This window comes from Kitasatospora sp. NPDC001175 (assembly GCF_053598215.1).
The window spans coordinates 14527-27429 of sequence record NZ_JBSFJU010000060.1; the positions used below are offsets into that span (position 1 = coordinate 14527).

At 72.0% G+C, this 12903-nt stretch carries 10 protein-coding genes; 2 read left to right on the forward strand and 8 right to left on the reverse strand.

Annotated features, from left to right (window positions below; genetic code table 11):
* Positions 1-101: 101 nt before the first annotated feature.
* Positions 102-1085, reverse strand: a complete 984-nt coding sequence (gene rarD, locus ACWDAK_RS31315; RefSeq protein ID WP_427395455.1) for an EamA family transporter RarD — start codon at positions 1083-1085, stop codon at positions 102-104.
* A gap of 241 nt (positions 1086-1326) precedes the next feature.
* Positions 1327-2091, reverse strand: coding sequence for a TetR/AcrR family transcriptional regulator C-terminal domain-containing protein (locus tag ACWDAK_RS31320; RefSeq protein ID WP_427395454.1), 765 nt, complete (start codon positions 2089-2091; stop codon positions 1327-1329).
* Between the two features lie 78 nt (positions 2092-2169).
* Here ACWDAK_RS31320 and ACWDAK_RS31325 point away from each other — a divergent pair, with 78 nt between their 5' ends.
* The gene (locus ACWDAK_RS31325) at positions 2170-2292 is read left to right on the forward strand and encodes a hypothetical protein (protein ID WP_344640710.1); all 123 of its coding nucleotides are present in this window, start codon (positions 2170-2172) and stop codon (positions 2290-2292) included.
* 309 nt (positions 2293-2601) lie between these two features.
* Entirely contained in the window at positions 2602-4071 is a 1470-nt protein-coding gene (locus tag ACWDAK_RS31330) for a CehA/McbA family metallohydrolase (RefSeq protein ID WP_344640742.1), read from the forward strand.
* A gap of 73 nt (positions 4072-4144) precedes the next feature.
* Here the strand turns inward: ACWDAK_RS31330 and ACWDAK_RS31335 are convergent, their stop codons facing one another.
* The 6 genes from ACWDAK_RS31335 to ACWDAK_RS31360 all read right to left on the reverse strand — a co-directional run bounded on the left by ACWDAK_RS31335 (position 4145) and on the right by ACWDAK_RS31360 (position 12892).
* Positions 4145-5236: a 2-oxoacid:ferredoxin oxidoreductase subunit beta gene (locus ACWDAK_RS31335; protein ID WP_344640711.1), complete on the reverse strand. Its 1092-nt coding sequence runs from the start codon at positions 5234-5236 to the stop codon at positions 4145-4147.
* Entirely contained in the window at positions 5229-7181 is a 1953-nt protein-coding gene (locus ACWDAK_RS31340) for a 2-oxoacid:acceptor oxidoreductase subunit alpha (protein ID WP_427395453.1), read from the reverse strand. Before ACWDAK_RS31340 ends, ACWDAK_RS31335 begins: the two co-directional genes overlap by 8 nt.
* Before the next feature lie 249 nt (positions 7182-7430).
* Entirely contained in the window at positions 7431-8090 is a 660-nt protein-coding gene (locus ACWDAK_RS31345) for a response regulator transcription factor (RefSeq protein WP_344640713.1), read from the reverse strand.
* A gap of 196 nt (positions 8091-8286) precedes the next feature.
* A complete protein-coding gene (locus ACWDAK_RS31350; protein WP_427395452.1) occupies positions 8287-9300 on the reverse strand; it encodes a polyprenyl synthetase family protein in 1014 nt (337 codons plus the stop codon).
* A gap of 287 nt (positions 9301-9587) precedes the next feature.
* Positions 9588-11219 carry an NADH-quinone oxidoreductase subunit NuoN gene (gene nuoN, locus ACWDAK_RS31355; protein WP_427395451.1) on the reverse strand — a complete coding sequence of 544 codons (1632 nt, stop codon included), beginning with the start codon at positions 11217-11219 and terminating at the stop codon, positions 9588-9590.
* Complete coding sequence (locus tag ACWDAK_RS31360) at positions 11216-12892, reverse strand: NADH-quinone oxidoreductase subunit M (protein ID WP_344640716.1); 1677 nt, start codon at positions 12890-12892, stop codon at positions 11216-11218. The genes nuoN and ACWDAK_RS31360 overlap by 4 nt, the downstream gene beginning before the upstream one ends.
* Positions 12893-12903: the final 11 nt, after the last annotated feature.

Sequence of the window (12903 nt, forward strand, 5' to 3'; positions counted from 1 at the left end):
CCCGAAGGACGTGTTCACACGGAGGAGTCCACGCCACCACGGGGTGTGACGTTCCGCGACGCTCCCGGGGCGGCCCGGCAGGGCCCTTCGGCCGGTCGGTCTCAGCTGCCGCCTGCGGTCGCCTTCGCCTGGTCGTCATCGGCCGTGGCGGGCGCGGAGACCGGCAGCGACTCGCGCTCCCGGGCCCTGCGCAGCTGGCGCAGCGCGTCGAAGGTGAGCACCGCGAGCGCCACCCAGACCAGGGCGAAGCCGGCCCAGCGGGCCGGGGGCATGGACTCGTGGAAGACCAGGACCCCGAGCAGGAACTGGAACACCGGTGCCAGGTACTGCAGCAGACCGAGCGTGGTGAGCGGGACCCGGATGGCGGCCGCGCCGAAGCAGAGCAGCGGGATCGCCGTCACCATGCCGCTGAGCATCAGCAGCCCGGTGTGCCCCCAGCCGTAGCCGGCGCCGGTGTGTCCGAAAGTGCTCTTCCCCTGCACGCCGAGGTAGACGAGGTAACTCACCGCCAGCGGGAACATCGCGGCGCTCTCCACCGCGAAGCTCTCCAGCCCGCCGAGCGCGACGAGCTTCTTGAGCAGCCCGTAGGTGGCGAAGGTGAGTGCCAGGGTGAGCGCGATCCACGGCGGGCGGCCGTACGCGACGGTGAGCACCACGACCGCCGCCGCGCCGATGCCGACCGCCGCCCACTGCGCGGAGCGCAGCCGCTCGCGCAGCGCCAGCACGCCGAAGGCGATGGTGACCAGGGGGTTGATGAAGTACCCGAGGCTGGTCTCCACCACGTGCCCGGAGTTCACCCCCCAGATGTAGACGCCCCAGTTGACCGAGATCAACGCGGCGGCCGCCACCGAGAGCGCCAGCCTGCGCGGCTGGGCCAGCAGCGGGCGGATCCACGACCAGCGGCGCTGGACCAGCAGGATCAGCAGCACCGACACCAGGGACCAGGTCATCCGGTTGGCGAGGATCTCGGTGGCTCCGCTCGGCTCCAGCAGCGGCCAGAAGAGCGGGAAGACCCCCCAGATTCCGTATGCGGCGAATCCGAGCCAGAAACCCCGGCCGGCCTCCTGCTGGGATCTCTCTACCATCGACCGCCCTGCCCTCCACGTGCGTACTTGCCCGTGCTGACGGTAGCGGGCGAAGGCCGGACTGTCATCTCCGTTTCCACATTTTGGTCATGACATGGTCCGTGGCGTGCCTCACCGCCCTCGGTGGACATCCCCCGGGGCGCGGGAAGGTGCATCCACCGAGGGCGGCAACGGGATCAGAGGACGGCGGCGAGGGTCTCCGCGAGCGCGAAGCCACGCACCGCGCGCGGCACACCGGACCTCAGCGTTCGTCGATCAGCACGGCCAGGCCGTCCAGTACCCGCTGCAGTCCGAACTCGTAGGCGTGTGCAGGGCTGTACGCACCGCCGTACGCCTCCCCCGCCGCCGCGCCGACGCGGGCGGCGGTCGGGTAGCGCTCGGCGTCGAAGACCCGGGCGAGCAGTTCGGCGTTCCTCGCCCACCACTGGCGGTCGTTCATCGCGCTGTCCTGCTCGGCGGCCCGCTCGTCGGCGGCCATCCGGGCGCAGCTCTGGACGAAGCCGAGCAGATGGGTGAGCGCGGAGTCCTGCTCGACCTCGCTGAGGCCGAGCCCGTCCAGGGCACGCAGCTCGTACTCGTACTTGGCCATCAGGCCGGGGCCGAGCGGCGGGCGGCTGGTGGCGACGGCGGCGATCCAGGGGTGCGCGGCGTACAGCGCCCGGTTGTCCTCCGCCACGGCCGTCACCCGGGCCCGCCAGCCGGCGCCGGCCGGGGCGGTGCGCGGCATCGCACCGTAGAGGGTGTCGAGCATCAGGTCGAGCAGTTCGACCTTGCCGGGGACGTAGGTGTAGACCGCCATCGGCGAGAGGCCGAGCTCCTGGGCGACCCGGCGCATGGTGACCGCCTCGACCCCCTCGGCGTCGGCGACGGCGATGGCGGCGGCGGCGATCTCGGTGCTGGAGCGGGCCTGTTTCGGCCCCCGGCGGGCGGCCTTGGGCTGCGATTCCCCCCAGAGCAGTGCGAGGGTGCGCGCGGGATCACCTGCACTGCTGCGGTCCGTGGCCATGGGGGAATCCTTCCACGCATTGTCTCCGTACTGTGTACAGCGCACGGAGATGGCGGCACGGCGCGCGGAGAGGAAGCAGTGACTTCGACCTTCGACCCGGGTGCCGAGTTCGACCGACAGGCGCGGATGAAGACCGGGAAGGGCAATCCGCACACCTGGCTCGGCATGGCCTCCGCCGCCGAACGCCTCGGCCCGACCTGACGGCACCGGCCGGGGCGATGCCGGCGCGTCCGCCTCCCGGGGGCGGGCGGCGCTCGGCGTGTCCCGCCACCAACCGATGCCCCTTGGCCCCACCCCGTCCGGTTGCGGCTCATCGCCGGTTAACCGGGCGGGGAAGGGATCCGACGACGGGCCGGCATCCCACCGCAGCGACGGCCCGCGCGAGCCCCGGAGGACATCGTGCGCACGGAGGAGAACTGTCCACAGCACGGCGGCGCAGCCGATCCGCCGGATCGGCCGGGTCGCCGACGAGTGCTCCAGGCCGGGCTGGCCCTCGGGGCGGCCGCGGCGGTGACCCTCGCGCCGGTCGCCTTCGCGGCGGCCACCGAGGGCGAGCAGACCCGGGTGATCACCGGCCATCTCCCCACCGGGGCGCCCGACTTCGTCTACCTCCCGGTCGAAGTCCCGCCCGGTGTGCGGGAGATCGCCGTCTCGTACAGCTATGACCGGCCGGCCGTGCCCCCCGGCACCCCGGGCAACTCCTGTGACATCGGGGTCTTCGACGAACGCGGCACCGGCCTCGGCGGGCCCGGGTTCCGGGGCTGGTCGGGCGGGTTCCGGACGTCGTTCGCGGTCAGCCGGGGCGAGGCCACCCCCGGCTATCTGCCGGGGCCCGTCCAGCCCGGGACCTGGCACGTGGTGCTGGGCCCGTACCAGGTGGCGCCGCAGGGGATGGACTACCGGGTCGAGGTGACGCTCCGGTTCGGCGACGCGGGCGGGGAGTTCACGCCCTCTTACCCGGCCGAGCGGGCGCGCGGGCGCGGCCGGGCCTGGTACCGGGGCGACTGCCACCTGCACACCGTCCACTCCGACGGCCGCCGCCTCCCGGCCGAGGTGGCCGCGGGCGCACGGGCGGCCGGGCTGGACTTCATCGTCTCCACCGACCACAACACCCCGTCCTCGCACGGCGTCTGGGGCCCGCTGGCCGGCCCCGACCTGCTGATCGTGACCGGCGAGGAGGTCACCACCCGCAACGGCCACTGGCTGGCCCTGGGCATCGGCCCCGGGGAATGGCTCGACTGGCGCTACCGCTCCCGGGACGACGCGTACCCCCGCTTCGCGCGCCAGGTCCACCGCGCCGGCGGCCTGGTCGTGCCCGCGCACCCCTACTGCCCGTACGTCGCCTGCCAGTGGAAGTTCGGCTACGAGGAGGCGGACGCGGTCGAGGTCTGGAACGGCCCCTGGACGTATGACGACGAGTCCGCCGTCGACAGCTGGGACTCCCGTCTCGCCGAGGCCGTCCGGCACGGGCGGCCCTGGCTGCCCGCGATGGGCAACAGCGACGCGCACAGCGCCCCGCAGGTCATCGGCCTGCCGCACAATGTGGTGCTGGCCGACGACCTGACCCGGGCGGACGTCCTGGCCGGACTGCGGGCCGGCCGCAGCTGGATCGCCGAGTCGGCCGGGATCGGCCTGGCCTTCACCGCCACCGGGCAGGGCCGGCGGGCGGGGATCGGTGAGCAGCTGACCGTGCCCGGGGGCGCCCCCGTGGATGTCAGGCTGGAGGTCTCCGGCGTGCCCGGTGGCACCGTGCGGTTCATCACCGATGAGGGACAGCTGCACCAGGAGTCGCTGCCCGCTTCCGGCGGCGGCACGGCGACCTGGCGGACTACCGCCTCGCTCGCCGGCTATGTCCGGGCGGAGGTGCGCCACCCACGGGCGGACGGCAGCCCCGGCCAGGGCAACACCATGGGCGCGGACCTCCCCTGGGGCCCGATGGCGGCCCTCACCAACCCGATCCTGCTCAAGATCGCCGGCTGACCGGAGGGACGGCCGGGGAGAGCGTCGGGAACCGCACACCCGACGCTCTTCCCGGCCGCCCGCCGGACAGGTCCTACGCCACCGTCCAGGTGTCGGTGCCCGCGAGCAGCGTCGCGAGGTCACCCCGGCCCTTGGCCTCGACCGCCTGGTCGAGCTGGTCGGACATCAGGGTGTCGTAGACCGGGCGCCGGACGTCGCGCAGCACGCCGATCGGGGTGTGGTGCAGGGTGTCCGCGTCGGCGATCCTGGTGAGCGCGAACGCCCGTGCGGCGCTGGGGTGGTGGCTGTCGTGCACCAGGATGTCCGCCCGGTTGGCGTCCGTCACCTCGGCGACCTGCAGCTCGCCGTCCGGCCCCCGGAAGACGCCCTGGCCGGCGAAGGCGATCGGCTGCCCGTGTTCCAGCCGGATCAGCGCCTCGTCCCTGGTCGCCGGGTCCTTGAGCACCTCGAAGGCGCCGTCGTTGAAGATGTTGCAGTTCTGGTAGATCTCCACGAACGCCGTGCCCTCGTGCTCGGCGGCGGCCCGCAGCACGGACTGCAGGTGCTGCCGGTCGGAGTCGATGGTGCGGGCGACGAAGGTGGCCTCGGCGCCGACGGCCAGCGAGAGCGGGTTGAACGGGGCGTCCAGCGAGCCCATCGGCGTGGACTTGGTGATCTTGCCGAGCTCGCTGGTGGGCGAGTACTGGCCCTTGGTGAGCCCGTAGATCCGGTTGTTGAAGAGCAGGATCTTCAGGTTGACGTTGCGGCGCAGCGCGTGGATCAGGTGGTTGCCGCCGATGGAGAGCGCGTCGCCGTCGCCGGTGACCACCCAGACACTCAGGTCTGGCCGGGAGGCGGCGAGGCCGGTGGCGATGGCCGGGGCACGGCCGTGGATGGAGTGCACCCCGTAGGTGTTCATGTAGTACGGGAACCGGGAGGAGCAGCCGATGCCGGAGACGAAGACGGTGTTCTCTCTGCGGATGCCCAGCTCGGGCATGAAGGACTGGACGGCGGCCAGAATGGCGTAGTCGCCGCAGCCCGGGCACCAGCGGACCTCCTGGTCCGTCTTGAAGTCCTTCGCACTCTGCGGCGCTTCGGCCTTCGGCACCCGCCGCAGCGAACCGAAGGGCTCGCCGGCGGCTGAACCGCGGGACTTGTCGGCGGCCTGGCCGCGGGCCTCAGCCATGGTTCTCCTCCAGCGTTCCGATCGCTGCGGACAGCACGTCCGCCAACTGGGCGGCCTTGAACGGCAGTCCGCGCACCTGGTTGTAGGACTGGGCGTCCACCAGGTACCTGGCGCGCAGCAGCAGGGCCAGCTGGCCCAGGTTCATCTCGGGCACCACGACCCGGTCGTACGCCTTCAGCACCGCACCGAGGTTGGCCGGGAAGGGGTTCAGGTGCCGCAGGTGCGCCTGGGCGATCCGGCCGCCGTCGGCGCGCACCCGCCGTACGGCCGCGGTGATCGGGCCGTAGGTGGAGCCCCAGCCGATCACCAGCGCCCGGGCCTCGCCGCTCGGGTCGTCAACCTCCAGCTCCGGCACGGTGATTCCGTCGACCTTGGCCCGGCGGGTGCGGACCATCAGGTCGTGGTTGGCCGGGTCGTAGGAGATGTTCCCGGTGCCGTCCTGCTTCTCGATGCCGCCGATCCGGTGTTCCAGGCCGGGGGTGCCGGGGACGGCCCAGGGGCGGGCGAGGGTCTGCGGGTCGCGCTTGTAGGGCCAGAAGACCTCGCTGCCGTCCTCCAGGGTGTGGTTCGGGCCGGTCGCGAACTCGACCCGCAGGTCGGGGAGTTCTTCGACCGGAGGGATCCGCCAGGGCTCGGATCCGTTGGCCAGGTAGCCGTCGGAGAGCAGCATCACCGGGGTGCGGTACGTGACGGCGATCCGGGCCGCCTCCAGGGCCGCGTCGAAGCACTCGGCCGGGGTCGCGGGGGCCACGATCGGCACCGGGGCCTCGCCGTTGCGGCCGAACATCGCCTGCAGCAGGTCGGCCTGCTCAATCTTGGTCGGCAGCCCGGTGGACGGGCCGCCGCGCTGGATGTCGACCACCAGCAGCGGCAGTTCGAGTGAGACCGCGAGGCCGACCGTCTCCGACTTCAGCGCCACGCCGGGCCCGGAGGTGGTGGTCACACCGAGCGCGCCGCCGAAGGCCGCGCCGAGCGCGGCGCCGATCCCGGCGATCTCGTCCTCGGCCTGGAAGGTGCGCACGCCGAAGTTCTTGTGCCGGCTCAGCTCGTGCAGGATGTCCGAGGCCGGGGTGATCGGGTACGAGCCGAGGAACAGCGGCAGTCCGGAGCGCTCGGAAGCGGCGATCAGTCCGTAGGCGAGCGCCAGGTTGCCGGAGATGTTCCGGTACGTGCCGGCCGGGAGCCGGGCCGGCGGGACCTCGTAGGAGACTGCGAAGCTCTCGGTGGTCTCGCCGAAGTTCCACCCCGCGCGGAAGGCCTTGATGTTGGCCTCGGCGATGTCCGGCTTCTTGGCGAACTTCTGGCGCAGGAAGCTCTCCGTGCCGTGGGTGGGCCGGTGGTACATCCACGACAGCAGACCGAGCGCGAACATGTTCTTCGCCCGCTCGGCGTCCTTGCGGGCCAGACCGCTGTCCTTCAGCGCCTCCAGGGTCAGCGTGGTCAGCGGCACCTTGTGCAGGTTGTAGGCCGAGAGCGAGCCGTCGGCCAGCGGGTCGGCCGGGTATCCGACCTTCGCCAGTGCGCGCTTGGTGAACTCGTCGGTGTTGACGATGATCTCCGCGCCGCGCGGCAGGTCGGCCAGGTTGGCCTTGAGCGCGGCCGGGTTCATCGCCACCAGGACGTTCGGGGCGTCACCCGGCGTGAGGATGTCGTGGTCGGCGAAGTGCAGCTGGAAGCTGGAGACACCCGGCAGCGTCCCGGCGGGTGCCCGGATCTCGGCCGGGAAGTTCGGCAGGGTGGAGAGATCGTTGCCGAACGAGGCGGTCTCCGAGGTGAACCGGTCACCGGTCAGCTGCATGCCGTCACCCGAGTCGCCGGCGAACCGGATGATCACCCGGTCCAGCCGCCGGATCGGCTTGGCCTGCGCCCGCCCCGGGGGCGCGACTCCCTGGCCTTCTCCGCCCGAGCCGCCCTTTGCCTCTGTCTGATCGACCTGGCTGGTCACTACCGCAGACCTCCTCGTGAGCACCAGCCGCGGGCGTGAGCCGTGTGCCCCGTCCGCCTGGTGCACCAGAAGGCATCCTAAGCTCGCTCATCTTGACCGGCCCGTAACTTGCGAATGTACGGTGCCGACTTCCCCAAGCGGGCCGTTCGGCCTTCCCCGCCCGGAAGTTGCGGTGGTCAGCGCTCGGCGGGGTAGCCTGCCCTCAAGATCGAGATTACTCTTCTCGGGCCGGGTCTTCAGCCCCTCCGGCTAGCCGTTGAGGTAGGTCAGGACGGCCAGTACCCGGCGGTGGTCCTCGGTGCTCTGGGCCAGGCCGAGCTTCTGGAAGATGCTGCTCACGTGCTTCTCGACGGCACCGTCCGAGACCACCAGCTGCTTGGCGATCGCCGCGTTGGTCCGGCCCTCGGCCATCAGTCCGAGCACCTCGCGCTCACGCGGGGTGAGGAGCTCCAGCACATCGCTCTTCCGGCTGCGGCTGAGCAGCTGCTGCACCACCTCCGGGTCCAGCGCCGTCCCGCCCCCGGCCACCCGGACCACCGCGTCCACGAACTCGCGCACCTCGGCCACCCGGTCCTTCAGCAGGTAGCCGACGCCCCGGCTGGAGCTGGCCAGCAGCTCGCCCGCGTAGCGCTCCTCCACGTACTGGGAGAGCACCAGGACGCCGAGGCCCGGGTACAGGCCGCGGAGGGCCACGCAGGCGCGGACGCCCTCGTCCGTGTGGGTCGGGGGCATCCGCACGTCCGCCACCACCACGTCGGGCAGGGCCTCTGCGGCGGCCAGCTCCTGGACGGCGCGCAGCAGCGCCTCCCCGTCGCCGACCTGGGCCACGACCTCCAGACCGCGGTCGGTGAGCAGGCGGGTCAGGCCCTCCCGCAGGAGTACCGAGTCCTCGGCGATGACGACGCGCATGCGGGTTGCTCCTTCGGAGTCTTCGGGGCGCGCGGAAGGGCGCGAGGCGGCGGGCGTCGGGGCCGGCGGGCGCGTTACCCGGCACTCCCGACCGGGAGGGTGGTGCGACTCGCGGCGCCGGGCGGGCGCGCGCTGGCTCCCCTTCCCGGGCACGCGGCCGAGCCGGGCGGCGCCCCGCACGCCCCGGGGCACTCCGTCACATGGTGCGGATGGCGACGGTGTCGCAGAGTCCCTGGAGGGCGTCCTTGGCCGGGCAGTCCGGGAGGGGTTCCAGCAGGGCGCGGGCCTCTTCGGCGTAGCGCAGTGTCTCGCGGCGGGCCCGCTCCAGTGCCGGGTGCCGGCGGAGCAGCCGGAGTGCCTCGGCGTGCAGTTCGTCGTTCCTGGCGAGGTCGAGGGTGAGCAGCTCGCGCAGGCGCACGTCCGAGGGGTCCTCCGGGTCCACCGGGGTCTGCTGGAGCAGCAGGATCGGCAGGGTGGGGACGCCCTCGCGCAGGTCGGTGCCCGGGGTCTTGCCGGACTCGTCACCGTCGCTGGCGATGTCAAGGACGTCGTCGGCGAGCTGGAAGGCGATGCCGATCTTCTCGCCGTACTGGGTGAGGATGCCGACGGTCCGCTCCTCGGCGCCGGCCATCAGCGCGCCGAAGTGGCAGGAGACGGCGATCAGCGAGCCGGTCTTGCCCGCCAGGACGTCCAGGTAGTGCTGGAGCGGGTCGTCGTCCGGGCCGGGGCCGGCGGTCTCCAGGATCTGGCCGGTGACGAGCCGTTCGAAGGCGTCGGCCTGGAGCCGGACGGCCTCCGGGCCGAGCTCGGAGAGCACCTGTGAGGCGCGGGAGAAGAGGAAGTCGCCGGTGAGGATCGCGACCGAGTTGTCCCAGCGGGAGTTGGCGCTGGGGGCGCCCCGGCGGACGGGGGCCTCGTCCATCACGTCGTCGTGGTAGAGGGTGGCCAGATGGGTCAGCTCGACCACCACGGCGGAGGGGACCACGCCGGGCGCGTTCGGGTCGCCGAACTGCGCGGCCAGCATGACCAGCAGGGGGCGGAAGCGCTTGCCGCCGGCCTGGATCAGGTGACTGGCGGTGACCGTGATGAACGGCACCTCGCTCTTGACCGTCTCGGTCAGTGCGCGCTCCACGGCGTCCAGGCCGACCTGGACGTCGCGGGTCAGATCGCGGTCCTGCACGCTCAGCCCGAAGGGCCCCACGACGGTCACGAAGACCACTCCTGTCCCTGGTCGATCTAGCGGCCCGGTCCCTGAGTGCCGCCGCTGGCCTACAAGGAGGGTATCCGGTCACGAGTGGATCACCAGCACGGGCATGGGCCCCTGCGGTGTGTGGTCCTCCGGCCCCCGTCTGACGGCCGAAGGTGCCCCCGTCCGATGGCGGGGTGCGGAGCGGGCGCGACCGGGGCCCGCGATGATGTGCTGCGGGCCCCGGCCGGGTGGTGCGTCAAGAGGTGTGGAACTGGCGGAAGACCGGTGTGGAACCGGCGGACGGACCGTTAACGGACGAACAGTGACGCCTTGCTCGCGAGGTCCAGGAAGTACTGCGGAGCGAGTCCCAGGACCAGCGTGACCAGGACGCCGATACCGATCGCGGTGGCCGTGAGTGGGCTGGGCACGGCCACCGCCGGGCCGCCGGCCTTCGGGTCGGAGAAGAACATCAGCACGATGACCCGGATGTAGAAGAAGGCCGCGACCGCCGAGCTCAGCACACCGACGATCACCAGCGGGGTCGCCCCGCCCGCCGCCGCGGCCTGGAAGACCGCGAACTTCCCGGTGAACCCGCTGGTCAGCGGGATACCGGCGAAGGCCAGTAGGAAGAGCGCGAAGACCGCCGCCACCAGGGGCGAGCGCCGGCCCAGTCCGGCCCAGCTGGACAGGTGGGTGGCCTCGCCCTTGGAGTCGCGGACCAGGGTCACCACCGCGAACGCGCCGAGGGTGACGAAGGAGTACGCGAGCAGGTAGAACAGCACCGCGCCCAGGCCCTGCCGATTGGTGGCGATCACGCCGGTGAGGATGAATCCGGCGTGCGCGATCGAGGAGTACGCCAGCAGCCGCTTCACGTCCTGCTGAGTGACCGCCAGGATCGCCCCGGCCACCATGGTGAGGATCGCCACCGCCCACATGACGGGCCGCCAGTCCCACTTGAGGCCGGGGAAGGCCACGTAGAACAGCCGCAGGAAGGCGCCGAAGGCCGCCGTCTTGGTGGCCGCCGCCATGAAGCCGGTGACCGGGGTCGGCGCACCCTGGTAGACGTCCGGGGTCCAGGCGTGGAACGGCACCGCGCCGACCTTGAACAGCAGGCCGACCGAGAGCATCGCCAGGCCGATCAGCAGCAGTACGTCGTTCTGGGTGGTGACCGCGAGCGCCGGGGTGACCGGGGCGACCCCTGACACCACGTCGGCGATGTCGCCGAGCTGGACGCTGCCCGCGTAGCCGTACAGCAGCGCGGTGCCGAACAGGAAGAACGCCGAGGCGAAGGCGCCGAGCAGGAAGTACTTGACCGCCGCCTCCTGGGAGAGCAGCCGGCGGTGCCGGGCCAGGGCGCAGAGCAGGTAGAGCGGGAGGGAGAAGACCTCCAGCGCCACGAACATGGTCAGCAGGTCGTCGGCAGCCGGGAAGAGCAGCATGCCGCCGACCGCGAACAGGGTGAGCGGGAAGACCTCGGTGGTGGTGAACCCGGCCGTGGTCGCCTGCCGTTCCTGCTCGCCGCCCGGTACGGCGGCGCCCTGGGCGGCGAAGGCGTCCACCCGGTGGCCGCCTCGGCGGGGCTCCAGGCGGCGCTCGGCGTACATCAGCACGGCGAGCACCGAGGAGAGCAGGACCACGCCCTGCAGGAAGAGCGCCGGGCCGTCGATGGCCACCGCACCCATGGCCAGCAGTCCGGACTTGGTGGTGGCGTGGCCGTGGGCGGCGAGCACCACCACGGCGGCGAAGGCACCGCCGAGGCCGAGCAGCGAGACGGCCACCTGGGTGACGTAGCGCAGCCGGCGGGGCAGGAAGGCCTCGATCAGGATTCCCGCGATCGCGGCGCCGAAGACCACCAGCATCGGGGAGAGCTGGCCGTACTCGATGTGCGGAGCCGGGATGCTCGGGCTGTTGCCGCCGGCGGCGGCGAGCAGCTGGCTCATTCGTGCTCACCTCCGGAGGTGGTGGCGGCGACCGGGTGGACGGGGGCCGGGTCGGTCCGGTGGACCTGGGAGAGGGTGGCGTTCACCGCCGGGTTGACGAGATCGGTGAGCGGCTTGGGGTAGACGCCGAGGAACAGGGTCAGCGCCACCAGCGGTGCCACCACCAGGAGTTCACGCAACCGCAGGTCGGCCATGCCCTCGACCCCGGCCTTGACCGGGCCGGTCATGGTGCGCTGGTAGAGCAGCAGCGCGTACAGCGCGGCGAGCACGATGCCGATGGTGGCGATCACGCCGATCGCCGGGTACCTGCTGAAGGTGCCGACCAGCACCAGGAACTCGCTGACGAACGGCGCCATCCCGGGCAGCGAGAGCGTGGCGAGAGCGCCGATCAGGAAGGTGCCCGCCAGCACCGGGGCGACCTTCTGCACTCCGCCGAAGTCCGAGATCAGCCGCGAGCCCCGACGGGAGATCAGGAAGCCCGCGACCAGCATCCAGGCGGCGGTGGAGATGCCGTGGTTGACCATGTAGAGGGTGGCGCCGGACTGCCCCTGGCTGGTGAAGGCGAAGATGCCCATGATGATGAAGCCGAAGTGCGAGATCGACGCGTACGCCACCAGCCGCTTGATGTCCTTCTGGCCGACCGCCAGCAGCGCGCCGTAGACGATCCCGATCAGCGAGAGCACCAGGATGTACGGCCCGAAGGTGCGGGAGGCGTCCGGGAAGAGGCCGAGGCAGTACCGGAGCATCGCGAAGGTGCCGACCTTGTCGACCACGGCCGTGATCAGCACCGCGACCGGGGCGGTGGACTCGCCCATCGCGTTCGGCAGCCAGGTGTGCAGCGGCCAGAGCGGGGCCTTCACGGCGAAGGCGAAGAAGAAGCCCAGGAAGAGCAGCTTGCCGGTGGTCGGGTCGATCGCCAGCTTGCCGCTCGCGATCGCGTCGGCCAGGACCGGCAGGTTGAAAGTGCCCTCGCCCTGGTCCTGCGCGATCACGTACAGGCTGATCACGGCGGCCAGCATGACCAGGCCGCCGAGCAGGTTGTAGAGCAGGAACTTCACGGCCGCGTAAGAGCGTTGGGCGCCGGAGTCCGGGCCGCCGGCGCGGTCGCCGAAGCCGCCGATCAGGAAGTACATCGGGATCAGCATGGCTTCGAAGAACACGTAGAAGACGAAGACGTCGGTGGCCAGGAAGGAGACCAGCACCATCGCCTCCACCGCGAGGACCAGGGCGAAGAAGCCCTGGGTGCGGCGGACGTTCTCGAAGGTCCCGTCGGGGGTGCCGGGCCCCTCGCCCCCAGCCTCCGGCCGGGGGTGCCCCCGCCCGTTGGCGGGCGAGGAGGGCGGATCGGCGTCGTGCCAGGAGGCCAGCATGACGATCGGAACGAGTACCGCGGTGAGCAGCGCGAGGACCGCGGCGATGCCGTCCACGCCGAGCGAGAAGCCGATCCCGAAGTTGCGGATCCAGGGGTGGTACTCGGTGAGCTGGTAGCGCGGCCCGCCGGGGCGGAAGCTCGCGGCGACGGCGACCGTCAGCCCCAGAGTGGCCGCCGAGACGGCCAGCGCGACGGCCTTCCCGGTCCGGCGGCGGGCCTCGGAGGTGCCGGCCGGCAGCGCGGCGGTGAGCACCGCGCCGGCGGCCGGGACGGCGCAGGTCGCGGACAGCAGATAGCTCATGGCCTGCCTCC

Coding starts and splice junctions, on each gene's coding strand:
- rarD (WP_427395455.1), bottom strand. CDS start 1,085: ATGGTAGAGAGATCCCAGCAGGAGGCCGGCCGGGGTTTCTGGCTCGGA.
- ACWDAK_RS31320 (WP_427395454.1), bottom strand. CDS start 2,091: ATGGCCACGGACCGCAGCAGTGCAGGTGATCCCGCGCGCACCCTCGCA.
- ACWDAK_RS31360 (WP_344640716.1), bottom strand. CDS start 12,892: ATGAGCTATCTGCTGTCCGCGACCTGCGCCGTCCCGGCCGCCGGCGCG.
- nuoN (WP_427395451.1), bottom strand. CDS start 11,219: ATGAGCCAGCTGCTCGCCGCCGCCGGCGGCAACAGCCCGAGCATCCCG.
- ACWDAK_RS31345 (WP_344640713.1), bottom strand. CDS start 8,090: ATGCGCGTCGTCATCGCCGAGGACTCGGTACTCCTGCGGGAGGGCCTG.
- ACWDAK_RS31335 (WP_344640711.1), bottom strand. CDS start 5,236: ATGGCTGAGGCCCGCGGCCAGGCCGCCGACAAGTCCCGCGGTTCAGCC.